Here is a 19,882-nt window from a genome sequence, read left to right on the forward strand (position 1 = left end):
GAAGTCTGCGCTTACTGCAAGCGCACCGAGAGTTAAAATTACCAGCGTCAGGGCTGCAACAAGCACCCGTTTCAGCACAGGGCGGCGTTTATGCAACGCCGCTTGCAGGCGAGCATCCCATCGGGACGTGTCCGGGTAGCGTTCCTTAAGCTGGGCCGGACTTGGCAGCTCATCCAGCTCTTTTTGTGCATCTGCACGGAGTGCCATCATCAATGCAGCATCAAAAGAAACTTCTGCCCTCTCACTCATGGCTGTTCAACTCCTTCCACAATAGTTTTCTTCCACGGAAAAGCCGCATCCGAACCACTTCGTCCGTCAGTCCAAGCGATTTGGCAATCTCCTGGTTGGTGTAGCCCATTGCCAAAAGGCGCAGTGGGTCACGGTACATCGGTTTCATCTGTCCGATCAGTTCTGTCAGGTGTTCGATGTTGTCGGTGCTGACTGCTGCATCATCCGGCACCGGGGCGTCATCTGGTGCGTCCGGGACTTCCTCCAGCGGTTCTTCTCGCTGCTTGCGAAGCATATCGTATGCACGGCTTCTACTACAACTAACGAGATAAGCGGCAAGTTTGTGACAGTTTTCTCGATGAATTTTAGAAAAATTTTTGGCAACGTACAAAAACACCTCTTGCAGTACATCTTCTGCCAGATACGAATCGCCCATAATTTTGTAAGCGGTATGGTAGACCAGCCGCTTGTAAGTATTATATACATCTTTAAACTGTTCTTCACTGCTCTGGTCATCCAGAACTGCCAGATACATTGCCAGCATTTTCGCTCACATCCCTCTTATCGGGAGGAATTATGTCAATTTGACACAATTCCTCTCTGCCCATTCAATCAAACCACCACGGCAGTTCCAGCCACAGGTTATCCATGGCCTGTTCCTCCGTCTTTTTGGCGCGGCCTTTTGTCAGGTGAAAGTATATCGCCGTGCCGATCAGCGGATGTTCCTCGCCATCGGTAAAGCCATAGCGGTACAGCAGATAGGTCTGCTCCCGTTGGGTCAGCCGTTTCAGGCCCTCATATAACTCCCGGCGTGATTCCTGTTCTTCCATAATGCTCTGCGGCTGCATGGCATAAGGGTCGGCTATGGCTTCAATGCGCCGCAGCTGCTCTTCTCCCGGCAGAACATCGTCCAGCGAAACGCGCTGGTAGCAGATACCGTCCTTATCCTCCGTCACCATCCGCTGTTCAAAAGTGGCAAAGGCATCCCGTACCATGTCCATCATGGCGTTATGAATGGCAGGAGCCGCATAGGTCAGGAACTTCATGCCGCGCGCTGCATCGAACTTCGGCACGGCCTTCCACAAACCCAGATTGCCCGCCTGTTTCAAATCGTCCGTGTCAAGGTTCAAGCCAGCCTGTGCCAGATTCATACTGCGGAAGAGATCATTTGCCACCTTGCCGATAAAGGACTTGTTGTTGTCGATCAGGCTGTCCAGCGCCGCGGCATCGCCTTTCTGTGCCAACGCACAAAGTCGCTCATTCGTCTGCTTCATGGGCGTTTTCCTGCTCTGCGGCAGACCGCAAGATTCCCAACAGACCGCTTCGCAGCTGTTCCAGTGCTTCCGGCGTGGCTCCCTCCATGCCCGAAACACTGTCCAACATTGCATCCGTCAGCTGCTCTGCTGTAATCGTTGGGTGCTGTACATCCTGCCCCTTGGTCAATTCGGTGAATATCTTCTCTGCCACTTTCTTACTCATAGCTTCCTGTTCGGCGTAATGGCTCCCGATACCCTTTTTGATCTCCTTGACCGCTGCCATGAAGTACGTCTCAATATCATCAAGGTCGCCTTGGTACACAGGCTTTCTCCGAAGGCTGATGTCCTTTGCAGCCTTGGCTGCTTCCGGGGTCTTGACCTTTGTGCGCAGCAGGGTGCTCAGTGTCGTGAGCATGGCGTTCTGTGCCGCGATACCGGATGCAAAGGTATCATCAAAATACTGCGCTATGCGGTAAGTAAGCTCTGCAAAGCGGGCGTTTTCCAACAGCAGGTTGATCACCTCTGCATTGACACGCCCTGTGTAGAGGTTCTTTGCGGCTTCTACGGACAAGCCCAGTTCGGCAATGTCGTAATTCTTGCGGTCGGGGATATTGGTTTCTCCAAGCAAAAAATCCGTGGACACGTTGAACAGCCTTGCGATCTTCAGCACCTGCTCATGGGTCAGAGTTCCTTTTGCGCCACTGATAAAACGGTTGATGGTGCTCTTGGAGCAGCCGAGTTCCTTGGCAAGCTCTGGTTGGCTGATGTTGTGCTCTTTCATCAAGTCCGCAAGACGGATGTTGGATGGTGCGGGCAGATATTCCTGTGCCATGTGGTCGGCCCTCCTTTTTGAGCTTTTTCCTCATTATAATACGCTCTGCCGTTTTGTTCAATATACGGTTTCCTCTCTGCCCTTGCTGTTGCAGCCCTGCAACCAGTGAGGGCATTTTTCTTTTTCCGTTGCAGTTTTGCCGCTTTTTTGCTCTTTCTGCAAAATGTTCCGTATATTCAGGCAGGAAACAAAAAAACACCAGAGTTCCCACTTTGGGGTACTCTGGTGCAGTACATAACATCGCCCTGCCCGGTGGCCGCAGGGTGCGGGGCTTTGTGGGCATCGAGCCGCTTGTCCACCCCTGTCCATAAAAAGTGCATTTTTTCACGGAAGAAGTTCGTACAACCTGTACGGTCTGTACTTGTACGCACCCGCGCGGCAAATTGAAGAAAATTTAAACGTATTATCGTTTGTATTTTAGATTTCCGTACACCGTACAGACCGTACGGGTTATTTGAATTCCGTACGCAATTTTTTCAGATGCGTACGGAGCAATCAAGTTCGCATTGTGCGAATTTGATCGTAGCTTTCCCGCAGGAGACGTTCCCCCTCGGAGAGTCCTCGAAGAGCCCACTACACTTTGCAGCCCATAGGGATGAAAGTGTTATAGTGGGTTATTACACTTCCGAAGAAGTGCATCTCCCCACCGCAAACAAGCTGTTCGCCTAAAGAAAAGCCGCATAACGGAATGTACCTGTCCCGACTCCTTCTATGTTTCATCGTATTCTAAAATGTCTCCCGGCTGACAATGAAGCTCCCGGCAAATTGCATCCAGTGTAGAAAAACGAATTGCTCTAACCTTTCCGGTCTTTAGATTTGAGAGGTTCGCCATAGAGATTCCAACACGTTCAGAAAGTTCTGTCAAGGAAACCTTTCGGTCTGCCATAATGCGGTCTAATCGTAGTATGATTGCCATTCTTATCCCCTTAAAGAACTTCGTTCAATTCCTTCTGCATCGCAACAGCTTCTTTCAACAACTCAGCCATGATAATCAGAAGTACTCCAGGCAACAGCAATACTGAATCACAGAAGAAAAAGGTCGAACCAGACGCTTGATATCCCGGTAAAAGCGGAAATATCACAGATGCAACCGCAATAAGATAGCCTTCAAGACGAGTGCATTGAACCAGCGTTTTAGAAAAAGTTTTATCACTAAGCATCATCTTCAAAACAGAGATTCCGGCAATCGTCATTACAAGGAAATACAGTTCCTGCGATGCAATGGAAGTGACATTAAGAGCCACTCCATGCCTTGCACCCAAAAGCCATTGAATAGGAAGAATCACTGCACTGAACATTTGCGGAACAGTCAGTAAGAATGCCAGTCCGAGAAGTGTTTGTTTCTTTTTGAAAAACGTCTTTTTCTCGGAAGAAGTTGTATCAACCCGAAAATCATTCTTACCCATATTGCATCCCCCTTTGATTTCACATTTAGAATAGCACACGTTAAATTGAAAATCAATATATTTTTATCGTTTATCAGCAAAACCATCTGCATTATGAGTAAGAGTGTTAAACAGTACCCCTTGAAAGGAGGGATGCCCTTTGGCAAGAAACGATGGCGTTGACCGCACCAGTGTCCGGAATCTCGCCGTTTCGGATAAGGCCGTTGGTAACACCCAGCAGCACAACGAGCGCGAAAAGGACAGCTATCGGAACCCCGATATTATCCCCCAGCGCGCTGCATGGAACGTCCACTTCAAAAAGCCAACCGCCAGCTACACTGACCTGTTCGCCCAACTGGAAACCGCTGGTACGATTTCAACGCGCGGCCTGAAGCCGGATGCCACCCATTATTGCGAGCTTGTCTTTGATGTCAACTCGGCCTATTTTGACAATCACGGTGGCTACGAGTTCGCCAAGCAATTCTATGCGGATGCCTACAAAGCAGCCGTTCAGATCGTGGGTGGTGAGCAGTATATCCTCTCGGCAGTCATGCACGCCGATGAGATCAACCGTGCCATGACCGAAGCACTAGGCCGGGAGGTCTACCACTACCATCTCCATGTGGTCTATGTGCCTGTGGTGGAAAAGCAGATCCTCTGGTCGAAACGCTGCAAGGACAAGGCACTGGTCGGCACCGTAAAGGAGACTGTCATGCAGGTCAGCCGGAGCAAGAAGTGGGCATCCAAGCCCCTGCTGGACGATGCCGGAAAGACTGTCCTGCAAAAGAACGGCAAACCAGTCCTGAAGAAGTCGTACAGCATCTTGCAGGACAACTTCTTCAATTTTATGCGCAATGCCGGGTACACGGATGTAAAGCGCGGTGAGCGCGGCAGCACCGAAGAACACCTGACCGTCACCCAGTTCAAAGTCCAGCGGGAGCAGGAACGTCTGGACAGCCTGACCGCCCAAGCCGACCAAAAGGCGCAGTCGCTTGCCAAAACCAGTCAGACCCTCTCCAAAAAGGAGAAGGAACTTGCCGCTGTGCAGAAAAAGGCCACGCTCACGAAAGAAGCCCTCATTCATGCGCGCGATCTGGATTATATTGGTAAGCGCACCTTTCTCGGCAACTATTCGCTGACCGAAGAAGAGTTTTCCAAGCTGAAAAAGCAAGCCGACCACGGCTATATGATGGATGTGGAGAACCGCCGCCTGAAAGAAGAACTTTCCACCGCCAAGAAAGAGGCCGTTCGTTGGAGCAACAAGTACCACGACCTGTGGTACGACGTGAAACCCTATCTGGATGCTCTCCACCGTGCGCCCGAACTGGTGCGTGGCTTTCTGGAAAAGATTCTTGCCCCCAAGCAGGAGCACACCATGAATGTGCCGCAGCAAAACCGTAAGCGTGGGCAAGATATGGAACTTTGATTTTCGGAGGATACCATTTGAACAAAAAGAAGAAGTTAAACAAATCCGGCTACCCGGATGAAGCAATCAAGACCCTTGCACGTTGCTTTTATCCCTCCATGGTTGAGTTTTTCAACAGTGAAGAAGGCCAGCGTGAATATGAGGAATGGCTGAAAGAGCAGGAAGCACTACAAGCCTTGCCTGTTGCCGCATAAAAACAGCAGGACGCTCCCAGAGAAGGGAACGCCCTGCTTTACATAGATGTTTCTTACCGGGGTGTGTCCGCTTGGGCACACCTCTTATTTTTTTGCCCTTAATCTTCCAGTCCGTGGCTTCCGGCTGCGTTTTTCAGATACTCCTTCGGGTTTCCGTTCAAAATCAGTTCGGCATACGCCAGCGGGTCGTTATAGATGAGATAGTCCAGTTCCGTTCGCTGTGCCATGGTAACATCCAGAGCCTCTTCGACCCCGGTGCAGTCAATGGAAATTTTTCTCCCATCTTGGAGAGTCAACTCCACGCACCCGGTATCCATGTTGAACGAACAGGCTCTTGCATCGTACTTCATCATCGTGTCCTCCAAACGCTTATTGTGTGGTTACGGTCTATGACAAGGTATCGGAGTTTTACGCCGTCCACGGGAGCCTTCATTGTTGTACCCGAAGAAAACGAAAAATCCGAACCCTTCTCCAATCGGAAACAGGTTCGGATTTTTCTTGTTTGGTGGGCGCGGGTGGATTCGAACCACCGAAGCTGAAAGCAGCAGATTTACAGTCTGTCCCCATTGGCCACTCGGGAACACGCCCATATTCATTTGTTGCACATCCGTACGCCGGACGACTTGTTTATTTTAGCATGAGAAGGGGGATTTGTCAACTGTCTTTTTTACTTTTTTTTAGTAAATTCAAACAGCATCCGACAAAGGCAGGAAAGGATGCGATGACAGGTGCTTTTTACGGGAACAGGGCGCTGCTTTGGTGCAACTGCCGAAAAGAGAAGGCAAAAATTATATAAATCACATAATTTGTTGCACTATAGTTGCAAGAAAGGTGGAAAGGTGCTATCATAGCACTGTATCACCGTGAAATGCGGCGGTGGGAAAGTAAACGACAGCTGAAAAAGAAAGGCACGGCGTAAGCTATGACGATACAGGAATGCTATAAAAAAATGGGTGCGGACTATCAGGAGGTACTGGGGCGGCTGTATAACGAGGCCATGATCTGCAAATTTGTGCGGATGTTTTTGCAGGACGACAGCTTTCAGATCCTGGAGGAAGCACTGCGCAGGGGAGATGTAAAAGAGGCGTTCCGCGGGGCGCATACCCTCAAGGGCGTCTGCCAGAATCTGGGCTTCTCCAACCTATACGCGCCCACCTATACCCTGACCGAGACCCTGCGTGCAGGACAGCTGGAGGGTACACAGGAGCAGTTTGCAAAGGTGGCAGAGCAGTACAAGCGCACGGTGGACGCTATCCGCGCGCTGGACTGAAAAAATGTGATGCCGGGCGGCTTTTGGGCTGTCCGGCATTGTTCTTTTATAGGGTACGGCTGAAAACAGCAGAGCCGCCCCTTGTACTGCCGCGCAGTTTGCGGTATGATAGACAAAAAGAGGGAAGGAGACCCTATTATGTCCAAACATATCCTTGTCTGCCTGCCCATCAGTGCAGAGCAGAGAGCCCGCATTGAGGCAGTGCAGGGCTTTGAATACCGTTTTACCACCCCGGACACCGCCACGGCAGAGGATGCTTTGTGGGCCGATGCCGTGCTGGGCAACCTGCCGGTGCCGCTGATCCGGCAAAACGATCATCTGGAGTGGTTCCAGTCCAACGCAGCCGGCCCTAATAACTATCTGGAGCCGGGGGTGCTGCCGGAGGGCTGCATCGTGACCAACGCCACCGGCGCTTACGGGCTGGCCATCAGCGAGTGTATGCTGGCGCTGTGGCTCAGCCTGCTCAAGGAGCTGCCCACCTACCGGGATAACCAGCGGGAGCACCGCTGGGCACCCACCGGCCACTCTGTGGGCAGCATCGCGGGCAGCCGGGTGCTGTGCGTGGGCATGGGCGATATCGGCTCTAACTTTGCCCGGCGGGCTCATGCGCTGGGAGCCGAGGTGGTGGGCGTGCGCCGCACCGTGCACCCGGACACCCCCTGCCCGGACTACTGCACCCGTGTGGTGGCGCAGAGCGAACTGGACGCAGAGCTGCCGCAGGCCGACCTTGTGGCGCTGAGCCTGCCTGACACGCCGGAGACACGGCATCTGTTCAACGCCGGGCGGATGGCGCTCTGCAAGCCCGGTGCCATCCTGCTCAATGTGGGACGGGGCACTGCTGTGGACGGCGAGGCACTGGCGGCGGCGGTGCACAGCGGGCAGCTCTCCGGTGCAGGGCTGGACGTGACGGACCCCGAGCCGCTGCCGCCGGAGCATCCCTTGTGGGCAGAGCCCAACGTGATCATCACGCCCCATGTCACCGGCGGCTTCAGCCTGCCCAAGACACTGGACAACATCGTGGATATCTTTGCGCACAACCTCAGGCGCTATGCCGCCGGTCAGCCGCTGGATAACCAGATGGACCGCCGCACCCAGTACGCCAGCGGCGCACGGCTGCAAAGCACACTGTAAAACAAAAAACTGCCGCACAACTGTGCGGCAGTTTTTGTTTCTGTGGTTTACAGCATCACTGCGCCTGCGCAAGGCAGGCGTCCATGGCGGTAAAGATGGCCTCGCTGGTCAGGGTAGCACCGGTTATAGCGTCTGCACCAGCGGTGGAGCCGGTCTGTGTCAGCTGCGCAGCCAGTGTCTCAGCGGCTTTGCCGCCCAGCTCCGGGGTCTCGGCAGAAGCGTCCACCTGCACGGCGGTCACCTTGCCGCCGGTCACGGTGACTGTGACAGTCACCTCGCCCATGCAGCCCTGTGCAGCAGAGGTGTAGCTGCCGTCGGTCAGGGGAGCGGCGTTGTCGGCAGCGGGTACGGTGCCGGTGTTGTGGATATACAGGTTCAGCATAATGCCCATCAGCACGGTGGCCACCAGCATGAGCAGGATATTACGGGTCATTTTTGCGGTCATGGTATGGTATCTTCTCCTTGCGGGTGATTATTTTGCGGGCTTGAAGCTGTCACGCAGGGTGACCACACGGTTGTACACGCCGGGGTTCTTGCTGTCCGGGGTAAAGAAGCCGGTGCGCACGAACTGGAACTTTTCGCCGGGCTTTGCGTCCTTCAGGCTCTCTTCCAGCTTGCAGCCGGTGCGTACGGTAACGCTTTCCGGGTTCAGGTAGTCCTTGTAATCGCTGCCCTCGGGGATGCCGTTCATGTTGGCTTCGGTGAACAGCTTGTCGTACAGACGCACCTCGGCGTCCACGCAGTGCGCAGCGCTTACCCAGTGGATGGTGCCCTTGACCTTGCGGCCGTCGGCGGGGTTGCCGTTGCCGGTCTCGAGGTCGGCGGTGCAGTGGATGGCGGCAATGCTGCCGTCGGCGTTCTTGTCCACGCAGGTGCACTTGACGATATAAGCACCCATCAGACGCACCTCACCGTCCACGGTCAGACGCTTGAACTTGGGAGGCGGCACCTCGGCAAAGTCCTCGGCGTCGATCCACAGCTCGCGGGTAAAGGCGACCTTGCGGGTGGTGGTATCGTTGGCTTCACGGTTGGGGTTGTTGGCTACGTCAAAGTACTCGGTCTTGTCGGCGGGGTAGTTGTCCACCACCAGCTTGACCGGCTCCAGCACGGCAATGCGGCGCTGTGCGGTCAGATCCAGCTCGCTGCGGATGCAGGCTTCCAGCTGACGCATATCGATCAGGTTGTCAGACTTGGAGATGCCGGCCTCCCGCACGAAGGTGAAGATGGAGGTGGGGGTGTAGCCGCGGCGGCGCAGACCGCACAGGGTGGGCATACGGGGATCGTCCCAGCCGTCCACGATGCCCATCTCCACCAGCTCACGCAGATAGCGCTTGCTCATGACCGTGTTGGTCATGTTCAGGCGGGCAAACTCGCGCTGCTTGGGGAACTCGGCACCGAAGATGTTCTCAATGACCCAGTTGTACAGCGGGCGATGGTTCTCGAACTCCAGACTGCACATACTGTGGGTGATGCCTTCGATGGCGTCCTGAATGGGGTGGGCGAAGTCGTACATGGGGTAGATGCACCACTTGCTGCCCTGACGGTGATGCTCGGCGTACTTGATGCGGTAGATGGCCGGGTCGCGCATATTCATGTTGGGGCTTGCCAGATCGATCTTGGCGCGCAGGGTCTTTTCGCCTTCCTTGAACTCACCGGCACGCATCCGGCGGAACAGGTCAAGGTTCTCTTCCGGGCTGCGGTCGCGCCACGGAGAGGGGCGGGAGGGCTTGCCGGCATCGGAGCCGCGGTACTCGCGCATCTCCTCGCGGGTCAGGTCATCCACATAAGCTTTGCCCTCGGTGATCAGCTTCTCGGCGTACTCATAGCACTTATCAAAGTAATCGCTGCCGTAGAAGATGCCGCCGTTGGGATCGGCACCCAGCCAGTGCAGATCCTCGATGATGCTGTTGACATACTCCTCGCCTTCGCGGGCGGGGTTGGTGTCGTCCAGACGCAGGTTGAATTTGCCGCCGTACTGGTTGGCAATGGACCAGTTGATATAGATGGCCTTGGCGCTGCCGATGTGCAGATAGCCGTTGGGCTCCGGCGGGAAGCGGGTGTGGATCTGCTGCACCTTGCCCTCGGCAAGGTCGGCATCGATGATATCTGTCAGAAAGTTTTTATCAGCCATATAGGTTCCCCCTGTCAGGGCACACAGCGTGCCCCTTATACTCATAATACTATATAATACACTATTTTGCGTTTTTCTTCAAGTATGGACTTGTGCGGCGGGGGATGGCGCGGTGCTGAAGGAATGTGTTTTCCGTTTACCGCCGGAGCGGCGGGTCCGGCACAAAGATCATGGTGCCCCGGGCAGAAAAAAGTAGCTGCGGCATCATGCAGCTGTACCCCAGCCACAGCACCGCCAGAATGCACAGCACCAGCAGCACCCGGCGCAAAAGCACCGGGTGCCGGGCGGGGGGATGTCGTTTTCTGCGATCGCGCTGCATAGGCTGTGCCCTCCTTTTTCAAGGCTCTGCCCAGCTTATGACGCAGCAGAAAGAATTGTGCACCGGCGGGGTTTGTGGTAAGATAACAGGGAAGAACCACGGAGGAACTGCTTATGCTGACCATTACACTGCTGGGCACGGCTGCCACCATGCCGCTGCCGGAGCGCGCCCTGACCGCCGCTGTGGCGGAGTGCGGCGGGCACAGCCTGCTGCTGGACTGTGGCGAGGGCACCCAGACCGCCGCCCGCCGCGCCGGGGTGAACCTGATGCGTGCGGACGCCATCTGCCTGACCCACTACCACGGGGACCATATCTTTGGCCTGCCCGGGCTTTTGCAGACCCTTGGGGCGCAGGGACGCACCCGCCCGCTGGTGCTGCTGGGGCCGGAGGGGCTTTTGGAGGTTTGGCGGGCGGTGTATGCCCTGACCGGGCCGCTGCCCTACGCGGTAAAGCCGCTTGTCTGCCGCGCCGGGCAGCCGGTGGCGCTGGATGCGCTTTCGGATGGGTGGCCCGCCGGGGCAGCGCTGCTGCCGGTGGCAACAAAGCACCGGGTACGCAGTCTGGGCTACCGGCTGGAACTGCCCCGGGCGGGCAGGTTCGACCCGGAAAAGGCGCGGGCGCTGGGCGTACCGGTGACCCAGTGGCGGCTTTTGCAGCGGGGACAGGCTGTGCCGCTGGCAGAGCACATGGTGCAGCCCGCCGAGGTGCTGGGCGCACCCCGCAAGGGGCTGCGGTTCGTCTTTTCCGGCGACAGTGCGCCCTGCCCGACGCTGGAGCAGGCGGCGCAGGGCGCAGACCTGCTGCTCTGCGATGCCACCTATGCTTTGCCGGAGCAGCAGGAGCAGGCCGCGCAGTGGGGGCACAGCACCTTTGGACAGAGCGCGGCGCTGGCTGCAAAGGCCGGGGCAAAGCGGCTGTGGCTGGTGCACTATTCCCCCATGATCACTGACCCGGAACAGCAGCTTGCACAGGCGCAAAGCATCTTCCCGGCGGCAGAATGCGGCTTTGACGGCAAGCGCATCACCCTGCATTACGAGGAGAACGAGGAATGAAGCTGACACTTGACCCCGGGGCAGCTGCCCTGCTGGACACCCTGCACGCAGCGGGCTACGCAGCCTATGCCGTGGGCGGCTGCGTGCGGGATAGCCTTTTGGGGCGCACCGCCCACGACTGGGACCTGTGCACCAGCGCCCTGCCGCAGCAGGTGATGGAACTGTTTGGGGCAGAGCAGTGCATCCCCACCGGGTTGCAGCACGGAACGGTCACCATCAAATACGGCGGGCAGCTGTACGAGACCACTACCTTTCGCACCGAGGGCAGCTATACCGATGGCCGTCACCCGGACGAAGTGCAGTTCGTACCGGATGTGCGGGAGGACCTTGCCCGGCGGGATTTTACCATCAACGCCATAGCGTATAATGAAGCCGAGGGGCTGGTAGACCCCTTTGGCGGACAAAAAGATCTGCAAAACGGTCTGCTGCGGGCGGTGGGGGAGCCGCAGCAGCGCTTTACCGAGGATGCGCTGCGCATCCTGCGGCTGTATCGCTTTGCCGCAAGGTTCGGCTTTGCGCTGGACGCTGCCACCGCCCGGGCGGCGCGGCAGCTGGCACCCCATTTGGACTGCATCTCTGCCGAGCGCATTCAGGAGGAGCTGGCAAAGCTGCTGACCGCCCCGCAGCCGGGGGCGTATCTGGAACCCGCAGTGCTGGCGGTGGTACTGCCGGAGCTGACCCCGGCGGCACTTGATGCCGCAAAGCCGGTGGTGGATGCCTGCCCGGCGGGGGAGAAAAACCTGCCGGTGCGCTGGGCGGCGCTGCTGCGCAGTTTGGGCGAAAGCGCCACCCGCCGTGTGCTCAAACGGCTGCGCTGCTCCAACGTCTGTATCGAGGAGACCGCCGTGTTGGTGCGGGAAACGGCGGGGGAGGGCGTGTGCAGAAGTTTCTCCGAGGACCGTCCGCTGGGGTGGGACCCTGCTGCCGTAGGCAGTAGGGCGGGCGATGGAATGGCCCGACTCGTGTCCGAGGAGAAAGCTTCTGCACACCCCGGTGATATCCACCTTCGGCAGATTTTAGGCCGATACGGGCTGTGCACCGTGGAGCGGCTGTGTGCACTGTGCGCGGCGCTGCACCCGCAGAATGCCCCGGATTGCGCCCTTGCGGCGCAGCGGGCGCGGCAGCTGGAAGCCGACGGCGTATGCTGCCGGGTGAGCCAGCTGGCGGTGAACGGCCGCGACCTGATGGCAGCGGGCATCCCGGCAGGGCCTGCGCTGCGCCGGGTGCTGGAAGCGCTGCTGGACGGCGTCATCCACGCAGAATATCCCAACGAAAAACCGGCGCTGCTGGCTGCGGCGCAGAAAATTATAGCGTCTTGACAAGCGGTTTATGCTGCGGTAGTATTATACTACTGCTTTAGTATGTTGAACCCATAAAAGGAGAATCTATGACCACTCAGAACCCTGCAAACCGTCCCCGCGCCCTCATTGCCATGAGCGGCGGCGTGGATAGCTCGGTGGCGGCCTGCCTGATGCAGCAGGCAGGCTACGACTGCACCGGCATCACCATGCGGCTTACCCACAACGAAACGCTGGGACAGTCCGGTTACCAGACCTGCTGCTCGGAAAAAGATATCGAGGATGCCGCCGAGGTGGCCTTTGCGCTGGATATGCCGTATCAGGTGCTGGATTTCACCGCCGACTTCCGGGCACAGATCATTGAAAAATTCATCCGCGTCTACGAGACGGGCGGCACCCCCAACCCCTGCATCGACTGCAATAAATATATGAAGTTCCGCCACCTGTTGGACTGGGCCGCAGAGCACGGCATGGAGTATGTGGTCACCGGCCACTATGCCCGGGTGGAGCAGGACGCAGAAACCGGCCGCTGGCTGCTGAAAAAGGGCTTGGACGAGGGCAAGGATCAGAGCTATGTGCTGTATAACCTTACGCAGGAGCAGCTGGCGCATATCCGCTTGCCGCTGGGTGCGCTGCACAAGACCGAGGTACGCGAGATCGCGCAGGAGCACAGCTTTATCAACGCCCAAAAGCACGACAGTCAGGATATCTGCTTTGTGCCGGACGGCGACTACGCCCGCTTTATGGAGCAGTTTACCGGCAAGCACTACCCCGCCGGAGATTTTCTGGATCAGAGCGGCAAGGTGGTGGGCACCCACAGCGGCGCGGTGCGCTACACACTGGGACAGCGCAAGGGGCTTGGTCTTGCGCTGGGCGCACCGGTGTACGTCTGCGGCAAGGATATGCAGGCCAATACCGTTACGGTCGGGCCGGAAAGTGAACTGTTTGACCGCATCGTTTACGCAGAGGATGTGAACTGGATCGCCATCCCGGCGCTGACCGGGCCGCTGCGGGTCACCGCCCGCACCCGGTATCATCAGGCCGAGCAGCAGGCCACCGTTTACCCCGCAGAAAACGGCTTCCGACTGGAATTTGACCAGCCCCAGCGTGCCCCCACCCCGGGACAGGCTGCCGTGCTGTATCAGGGCGATGTGGTGCTGGGCGGCGGCACCATCACCCGCGTAGAAAAGTAAGGAGAACAAAATGCAGGATCAGTATTCCCGCACTCAGCTGCTGCTGGGTGCAGAGGCTATGGAAAAGCTGCACCACGCCCGGGTGGCAGTGTTTGGCATCGGCGGCGTGGGCGGCTACACGGTGGAGGCGCTGGCACGCAGCGGCGTGGGCGCACTGGATCTGATCGATGACGATAAGGTCTGCCTGACCAACCTCAACCGTCAGATCATCGCCACCCGCAGCACGGTGGGACAATATAAGGTGGATGTAGCGGAACAGCGCATCCACGATATCGACCCCAACATCAAGGTGACCACCCACCGGTGCTTCTTTGGCCCGGAGACGCAGGATGATTTCGATTTTACCCAGTACGACTATGTGGTGGACGCCATCGACACCGTTACAGGCAAGCTGGCGCTGGTGATGAAGTGCAAGGAAGCGGGCACCCCCATCATCTGCTCCATGGGCGCAGGTAACAAGATGGACCCCACCCGCTTTGAGGTGACCGACATCTACAAGACCTCGGTCTGCCCGCTGGCCAAGGTGATGCGTACCGAGTGCCGCAAGCGCAAGATCAAGCACCTGAAGGTGGTCTACTCCAAGGAGCCTGCCATGACCCCCATCGAGGATGACTCCATCAGCTGCAAGAACCACTGCATCTGTCCCCCGGGCACTCAGCGCAAGTGCACTGCACGGCGCACCGTGCCGGGCTCCAACGCCTTTGTGCCTTCGGTAGCCGGTCTGATCATCGGCGGCGAGGTCGTCAAAGACCTTGTGGGCTTTGTACCGCTGAAGGGATAAAACAGACCGCGGCTTCCTTGCAGCGTGGGACGATTTGGAATGCGCTCCGCGTTGCTCTGCGCATAAGCTAAGGAAATATTATTTTTTATTTCGGGGTTCAGAAACGCCTGCGGGCGTTTCTGAACCCCATTTTCACAGGTGGAGTCGTGGAGAAAAACGGCATTTGCAGCGCCGCTTTCTACGAAAGCGCGGCGCTGCGGGTGCGCTTGCTCCCCTGGGGGAGCTGTCGCGCAGCGACTGAGGGGCTATAAATGGAGAAGCGAAAAAAGCGTTAAAGCGCTAGCGCCGACTGGCGCAGCGCTAGCTTTTTTGTGCTTCGACTACTTCTTTAGGATTGTCAAGGGCGAGCAGCCCTTGGCCCGTTGCGGGGTGGGTGGAGTCCAGAGGTAGGGAGGGGGGAGTCGGAACACCCCTCCCTGCCTCTGGCCCAGCGGAGCGTTTTTGCACGCTTGCGGCAAGCAGAAAATTTCACCGGCAGCAACGCTGCAAATGTAGGGTGCCGCAACCCGTAAGACGCGGAGATCATTCGAAATCACGCTTTTTTGCACGCAGCAACGTTCCATAACATAAAATTGCAACCAATTTGCAATTTGGTGTTGCAATTGGGAAGCATATCGTGTATAATCTTCCCTGCACGAAAATGCAAACTGATTGCAAATTGTTGAGAGACGACCCCCTGCGGGTCTTTGGAGCGATTATTTATGGAACTGTTTCTGGATGTTTTGGGCGAAACCTTGGTGGATACCGCCAAGATGCTGCCCTTTCTGTTTCTGGCCTACCTGCTGATCGAGTATATCGAGCACCGCCACGGCGAGCGCATCGAGACGCTGCTGGCGGGCGGCGGGCGCTGGGGCGCTGTGCCGGGCGCAGTGCTGGGCTGTGTGCCGCAGTGCGGCTTCTCCGCCATTGCGTCCAACTTCTACGCTTCCCGGGTCATCACGCTGGGCACGCTGATGGCGGTGTACCTTGCCACCAGCGACGAAGCGATCCCGCTGCTGGTCTCCATGCCCGCTTACTGGGATAAGTTGGCTGTTCTGATGGTCATCAAGGTGTTGTACGCCATCGTGGTGGGCTTTGTGCTGGATTTTGTGTTGCGGGGCGTGCTGCCCAAGGGTCTGCGGGGCGGCTACACCGGCCATGCGGACGAGGTGGACTGCCACGAGGAGCACAGCGATGCCGAGGGCAACGAAAAGCCCATCTGGCAGGCAGCGCTGCGCCACACGCTGGAGATCTTTGTGTTCATCTTCGTGTTCAGTCTGGTGTTCGGCATGATCGTAGAGGGCGTAGGCGAGGACGTATTCGCCGAGGTGCTGGGCGGCATGGGCTTCTTCCAGCCGGTGGTGGCGGCTCTGGTGGGCTTGATTCCCAACTGCGCCGCCAGCGTGCTGCTGACCCAGCTGTATGTGGAGGGTGCACTGCGCTTTTCCAGCCTTGTGGCGGGTCTGTGCACCGGTGCCGGTGTGGGCTTGGCGGTGCTGTGGCGCGCCAACCCCTCGTGGAAGCAGAACCTCTTCATCACCGGCCTGACATGGGCCGCCGGTGCCTTTGTGGGCGTAGCCATGCAGGTGGTCGTGGCGGTGTTTGCCTGATTTCCCGTGAAGAAAACGATTTGAAATGCGCGCCGCGTTTGCTTTGCGCATAAGCTAAGGAAATATTATTTTTATCGCAATTTTCAAAAATAGTGCCCATTAAAACGGCATATTTGCGATATGCAGTTTGCGGATGTTGCTTGTGCATTAAAAACGCAAACTGCTATAATTTTGGGGTTCAGAAACGCCTGCGGGCGTTTCTGAACCCCTTTTTCACAGGTGGGGTCGTGGAGGAAAACGGCATTTGCAGCGCCGCTTTCTGCGAAAGCGCGGCGCTGCGGGAAAGGCTGTATCTTGTCTTTACGACCCTTTCCGTGAAAAATGCGTTTGGAGCGCTCCGCAGAGCGCGACAAACGCCCTATATCAAAAGAAGTTTCCGCTATATTTGCCCAGAGCGCAAGCGGAGGGCATTTTTGATATTCCCCCTCTCCCACTGGACTTTGAAATGTGTTATACTGGGAGAAAACGATGCACACAGGAGAGATGACCATGCAATATAAGATTCTGGCAAGCGATTATGATAACACGCTGATGCCCTTTGGAGAAGCAAAGCCCCGCCCGGCGGTGGTAAAGGCGGTGAAAAAGCTGCAAGCCGCCGGGGGCAAATTCGTGCTCAGCACCGGCCGCTCCTACCCGGGCATCCGGGATAAAAACCAGTTGGGCGGCATCCGGTACGACTACGCCATTACCTGCAATGGTGCCTGCGTGGTGGACAGGCAGGGCAACGTAATAGCCGAGCATCCGCTTACCAGCGAGGAGATGTATGTGCTGGTGGATTTTTGTGAGGATTATAACTACCCGCTGCAATTCAACTTCCGGGATGCCTATTACGCCTACTGCGAGTACGAGTATCTGCACACCGGCTATCAGATGATGAACAGCCCCGGGCTGGACTGCGTGGACGGCGAGGATCAGGACAGGCATCTTCTGGATATGCCCCACGCCGCCTTTGCCGCCATGCCGCCGCAGGAGGTGGAGCGCTTCCACGAAAAATACGGTTACCTTGGCCTGCACTGGATGCAGACGGGCGCGCAGAACGCGGACGGCTACTGCTACTACGATATCGTGCGCGGCGGTATGGATAAGGGCGTAGGGCTTGCCGACCTGTGTGCACAGATGGGGCTTACGCTGGCGGATGCTGTGGCTGTGGGCGATTCTGCCAACGATGTGGGGATGCTGAAAGTCGCGGGCCTGAGTGCCTGCATGGCAAACGGCACCCCGGACGCCAAGGCCGCTGCCGACCGGATCATCGGGGACGTGCGGGAGGACGGCGTGGCGGCGCTGATCGAGGAGCTGTGGTTCGACGGCCCCCGCGCGGAGCCCTCCGGCAAGGACTTTGGCTCTGCATGGGGCAACATTGAAAGTGCAGGCGGCAGCTTATGAGCTTTGCACCGGTGTACGATGACCGCAGCCGGGCGCTGATTTTAGGCACATGGCCCAGCCCCAAAAGCCGGGAGATGGCCTTTTACTACGGTCATCCGCAAAATCGGTTCTGGCCGCTGCTGGCGGCGCTGACCGGGGAGCCGCTGCCCGTGCGGGAGGATATCGCCGCCAAAAAACAGCTGCTTTTGCGCCACGGGCTGGCGCTGTGGGATACGCTGGAAAGCTGCACCATCACCGGGGCGTCGGATGCTTCTATCCGGGATGTGGTGCCCAACGATATCGCCGGGCTGCTGCGCAAGGCGCCCATCCGGGCGGTGTTCTGCAACGGTGCCACAGCCTACCGTATCTATACAAAATATCAGCAGCCGCTTACCGGCATCCCGGCTGTCCGTCTGCCAAGTACAAGTCCCGCCAACGCCGCCTGCAGCCCCGCCCGGCTGGAGGAGCTTTGGGGCGCTGCGCTGGTGGACTGGATCGTAAAATGATGACAAGGCTGTAAATTCTTTTGCGGGATACTTGCGTTTTTTTGCGGACGTTGTATTATGGATATCATAAGGGGCGCACTGCCCCGGACAAGGAGAAATGACCATGAGCAAGATCATCCGCACCCAAAAGCCCAGCGTGCTGCCTTTTTACGCCATGGCGCTGGTGTTCGTGGTACTGTGCGCGGTGCTGCCGGTATACAAATTATGGGCGCTGCTGGTGGCGTTGGGCGGTGCCGTCGTGGCCTTTGGCGTGGCAAAAAAGACCTGCCCGCCCCGGGTGGTGGAGCGGGAAGTACCCTTCCACACCGGTGTGGAGGATGTGGATCAGATGCTGACCGATATCCAGCAGAAGCTGGACACTCTGCACGCGCTGAACGAGACACTGCCCGACCCGCAGCTGTCTGCCGCCATGACCCGCATGGAAAAGGCAGGACGCTCCATCGTGGAAACCGTGGAAGCAAACCCCGCCAAGGCAAAGCAGGTGCGCCGATTTGCCAACTACTATCTGCCGGACGCCGTAAACGTTTTGCAGCAATATGCCAAGCTTGCAAAGCAGGGTGTGCGGGGCGAGAACGCCGCCGCCATCCGCGCCGAGGTGGAGCACAACGCTGCCTCCATTGCCACGGCTTTTGAAAACCAGCTGGATGCCCTGTACGCGGCAGAGAGCATGGATCTGTCCGCAGACCTGACCGTTTTGCAGAATATGCTGAAAGGGCAGGGTCTGAGCAAGTAAAACTGGAATATCCCCTCGGGATTTTGAAAGGAAGGAATCACTTATGGCTGACAATACCCTGAATTTTGATCTGGATGCCCCCGCAGTGCCCACCCTGACGCTGGACCCCACCCCCGCCGCTGTGCCGCAGGAGGAAAAGCCCGCCGCTGCTCCTGCCCCGGAAGCACAGGTGAACCTGACCCCCGAGGAACAGGCCATGGTGGATCAGTTTGCCCAGAAGATCGACATCACCAACAGCCAGCAGGTGCTGCAGTACGGCTCTGCCTGCCAGAAGAAGATCGGCGATTTCTCCGAAGCAGCCCTCTCCAAGGTGTCCACCAAGGATCTGGGCGAGGTGGGCGATATGATCACCGACCTCATCGGCGAGCTGAAGAGCTTTGACGCCAACGAGGAACAGCAGAAGGGCATCATGGGCTTCTTCAAAAAGAAAACCAGCCAGCTGGATGCCCTCAAGACCAAGTACGACAAGACCGAGACCAACGTGGAAAAGATCCAGTCCATGCTGGAAGCCCATCAGGTGCAGCTGCTCAAGGATATCGCCATGCTGGACAAGATGTACGAGTTGAACATGGCCTACTTCAAGGAGCTGAGTATGTATATCCTTGCCGGCAAGAAAAAGCTGGCAGATGTGCGTGCCAACGAATTGCAGCAGGCTATGGACAAGGCCAAGGTCTCCGGCCTGCCGGAGGATGCACAGGCCGCCCGCGACCTTGCCGACCAGTGCGAGCGTTTTGAGAAAAAGCTGTATGATCTGGAGCTGACCCGCAATATCAGCCTGCAGATGGGCCCCCAGATCCGTCTGCTGCAAAACAACAACACCATGATGGCGGAAAAGATCCAGTCCACCATCGTGAATACCATCCCGCTGTGGAAGAACCAGATGGTGCTGGCACTGGGTCTGGCACACAGCCAGCAGGCTATGCAGGCAGAGCGCGCCGTGACCAACATGACCAACGACCTGCTGAAGAAGAACGCCGAGGCGCTGAAGATGGGCACCATCGAGACCGCCAAGGAGAGCCAGCGCGGCATCGTGGATATCGAGACCCTGCAGCAGACCAACAAGAGCCTGATCGAGACGCTGGACGAGCTGAACAAGATCCAGAGCGAGGGACGCGCAAAGCGTGCCGCCGCCGAGCAGGAGCTGACCCGCATCGAGGACGAGCTGAAAACCAAAATGATGGAGATCCGGAGCTGAA

The 19,882-nt window shown here is 57.4% G+C and carries 22 protein-coding genes, 1 tRNA gene and 1 pseudogene; 13 read left to right on the forward strand and 11 right to left on the reverse strand.

Translation table 11 applies throughout. The annotated features are described in order from the left end of the window. From C4N24_RS12825 to C4N24_RS12850, 6 genes and pseudogenes are all read right to left on the reverse strand, one after another. Positions 1–249: pseudogene (locus C4N24_RS12825) on the reverse strand (DUF4367 domain-containing protein); the annotation flags it as partial. Beyond that, positions 242–772 (reverse strand): RNA polymerase sigma factor, encoded by a 531-nt coding sequence (locus tag C4N24_RS12830; protein ID WP_112091731.1) that lies wholly within the window; start codon positions 770–772, stop codon positions 242–244. The pseudogene C4N24_RS12825 and the gene C4N24_RS12830, both read right to left, overlap by 8 nt. 64 nt (positions 773–836) lie before the next feature. Beyond that, positions 837–1,502 carry a sigma-70 family RNA polymerase sigma factor gene (locus C4N24_RS12835; protein WP_112091732.1) on the reverse strand — a complete coding sequence of 222 codons (666 nt, stop codon included), beginning with the start codon at positions 1,500–1,502 and terminating at the stop codon, positions 837–839. Then, the gene (locus C4N24_RS12840; protein WP_112091733.1) at positions 1,486–2,316 is read right to left on the reverse strand and encodes a helix-turn-helix domain-containing protein; all 831 of its coding nucleotides are present in this window, start codon (positions 2,314–2,316) and stop codon (positions 1,486–1,488) included. The genes C4N24_RS12835 and C4N24_RS12840 overlap by 17 nt, the downstream gene beginning before the upstream one ends. 709 nt (positions 2,317–3,025) lie before the next feature. Beyond that, positions 3,026–3,232 (reverse strand): helix-turn-helix domain-containing protein, encoded by a 207-nt coding sequence (locus C4N24_RS12845; RefSeq protein ID WP_112091734.1) that lies wholly within the window; start codon positions 3,230–3,232, stop codon positions 3,026–3,028. Positions 3,233–3,242: 10 nt separating this feature from the next. Then, positions 3,243–3,722, reverse strand: a complete 480-nt coding sequence (locus C4N24_RS12850; protein WP_112091735.1) for a DUF2975 domain-containing protein — start codon at positions 3,720–3,722, stop codon at positions 3,243–3,245. 139 nt (positions 3,723–3,861) lie between these two features. Here C4N24_RS12850 and C4N24_RS12855 point away from each other — a divergent pair, with 139 nt between their 5' ends. Further along, complete coding sequence (locus tag C4N24_RS12855; RefSeq protein WP_112091736.1) at positions 3,862–5,127, forward strand: plasmid recombination protein; 1,266 nt, start codon at positions 3,862–3,864, stop codon at positions 5,125–5,127. Positions 5,128–5,144: 17 nt separating this feature from the next. After that, positions 5,145–5,321 (forward strand): hypothetical protein, encoded by a 177-nt coding sequence (locus tag C4N24_RS12860; protein ID WP_223474620.1) that lies wholly within the window; start codon positions 5,145–5,147, stop codon positions 5,319–5,321. 98 nt (positions 5,322–5,419) lie between these two features. Here C4N24_RS12860 and C4N24_RS12865 read toward each other — a convergent pair whose 3' ends face one another. Together C4N24_RS12865 and C4N24_RS12870 are read right to left on the reverse strand one after the other, a co-directional pair. Then, entirely contained in the window at positions 5,420–5,671 is a 252-nt protein-coding gene (locus C4N24_RS12865) for a DUF6061 family protein (RefSeq protein WP_112091737.1), read from the reverse strand. A 153-nt stretch (positions 5,672–5,824) separates the two neighbouring features. Then, positions 5,825–5,909: transfer RNA gene (locus C4N24_RS12870), tRNA-Tyr, on the reverse strand. Between the two features lie 334 nt (positions 5,910–6,243). On the opposite strand from C4N24_RS12870, the gene C4N24_RS12875 reads away from it, so the two are divergent. Continuing rightward, positions 6,244–6,591, forward strand: coding sequence for an Hpt domain-containing protein (locus C4N24_RS12875; protein WP_112091738.1), 348 nt, complete (start codon positions 6,244–6,246; stop codon positions 6,589–6,591). A gap of 138 nt (positions 6,592–6,729) precedes the next feature. After that, positions 6,730–7,722, forward strand: coding sequence for a D-2-hydroxyacid dehydrogenase (locus C4N24_RS12880; protein ID WP_112091739.1), 993 nt, complete (start codon positions 6,730–6,732; stop codon positions 7,720–7,722). A 55-nt stretch (positions 7,723–7,777) separates the two neighbouring features. Here the strand turns inward: C4N24_RS12880 and C4N24_RS12885 are convergent, their stop codons facing one another. From C4N24_RS12885 to C4N24_RS12895, 3 genes are all read right to left on the reverse strand, one after another. Next, complete coding sequence (locus C4N24_RS12885; protein WP_112091740.1) at positions 7,778–8,167, reverse strand: FMN-binding protein; 390 nt, start codon at positions 8,165–8,167, stop codon at positions 7,778–7,780. A 27-nt stretch (positions 8,168–8,194) separates the two neighbouring features. Further along, positions 8,195–9,853 carry a glutamine--tRNA ligase/YqeY domain fusion protein gene (locus tag C4N24_RS12890; RefSeq protein WP_112091741.1) on the reverse strand — a complete coding sequence of 553 codons (1,659 nt, stop codon included), beginning with the start codon at positions 9,851–9,853 and terminating at the stop codon, positions 8,195–8,197. Between the two features lie 136 nt (positions 9,854–9,989). Next, a complete protein-coding gene (locus C4N24_RS12895; protein ID WP_112091742.1) occupies positions 9,990–10,172 on the reverse strand; it encodes a hypothetical protein in 183 nt (60 codons plus the stop codon). A 113-nt stretch (positions 10,173–10,285) separates the two neighbouring features. Between C4N24_RS12895 and C4N24_RS12900 the strand changes: the two genes are divergently transcribed. The 9 genes from C4N24_RS12900 to C4N24_RS12940 all read left to right on the forward strand — a co-directional run bounded on the left by C4N24_RS12900 (position 10,286) and on the right by C4N24_RS12940 (position 19,881). Further along, on the forward strand, positions 10,286–11,224 hold the full coding sequence (locus C4N24_RS12900; protein ID WP_112091743.1) for a ribonuclease Z: 939 nt from the start codon (positions 10,286–10,288) through the stop codon (positions 11,222–11,224). Then, a complete protein-coding gene (locus C4N24_RS12905; protein ID WP_112091744.1) occupies positions 11,221–12,543 on the forward strand; it encodes a CCA tRNA nucleotidyltransferase in 1,323 nt (440 codons plus the stop codon). Before C4N24_RS12900 ends, C4N24_RS12905 begins: the two co-directional genes overlap by 4 nt. Positions 12,544–12,611: 68 nt before the next feature. Next, positions 12,612–13,715, forward strand: coding sequence for a tRNA 2-thiouridine(34) synthase MnmA (gene mnmA, locus C4N24_RS12910; protein ID WP_112091745.1), 1,104 nt, complete (start codon positions 12,612–12,614; stop codon positions 13,713–13,715). 10 nt (positions 13,716–13,725) lie between these two features. Continuing rightward, the gene (locus tag C4N24_RS12915; RefSeq protein WP_112091746.1) at positions 13,726–14,496 is read left to right on the forward strand and encodes a tRNA threonylcarbamoyladenosine dehydratase; all 771 of its coding nucleotides are present in this window, start codon (positions 13,726–13,728) and stop codon (positions 14,494–14,496) included. A gap of 701 nt (positions 14,497–15,197) precedes the next feature. Further along, the gene (locus C4N24_RS12920; protein WP_112091747.1) at positions 15,198–16,085 is read left to right on the forward strand and encodes a putative manganese transporter; all 888 of its coding nucleotides are present in this window, start codon (positions 15,198–15,200) and stop codon (positions 16,083–16,085) included. Positions 16,086–16,574: 489 nt separating this feature from the next. Further along, positions 16,575–17,468 (forward strand): HAD family hydrolase, encoded by an 894-nt coding sequence (locus C4N24_RS12925; protein ID WP_242983275.1) that lies wholly within the window; start codon positions 16,575–16,577, stop codon positions 17,466–17,468. Further along, positions 17,465–17,953, forward strand: a complete 489-nt coding sequence (locus C4N24_RS12930) for a DNA-deoxyinosine glycosylase (protein ID WP_112091749.1) — start codon at positions 17,465–17,467, stop codon at positions 17,951–17,953. Before C4N24_RS12925 ends, C4N24_RS12930 begins: the two co-directional genes overlap by 4 nt. Positions 17,954–18,056: 103 nt before the next feature. Next, a complete protein-coding gene (locus tag C4N24_RS12935; RefSeq protein WP_112091750.1) occupies positions 18,057–18,686 on the forward strand; it encodes a 5-bromo-4-chloroindolyl phosphate hydrolysis family protein in 630 nt (209 codons plus the stop codon). 43 nt (positions 18,687–18,729) lie between these two features. Beyond that, positions 18,730–19,881: a toxic anion resistance protein gene (locus C4N24_RS12940; RefSeq protein WP_112091751.1), complete on the forward strand. Its 1,152-nt coding sequence runs from the start codon at positions 18,730–18,732 to the stop codon at positions 19,879–19,881. Position 19,882: the final 1 nt, after the last annotated feature.

It is taken from the genome of Faecalibacterium prausnitzii, from assembly GCF_003287405.1.
In the GTDB taxonomy this organism is placed as follows: domain Bacteria; phylum Bacillota; class Clostridia; order Oscillospirales; family Ruminococcaceae; genus Faecalibacterium; species Faecalibacterium intestinale.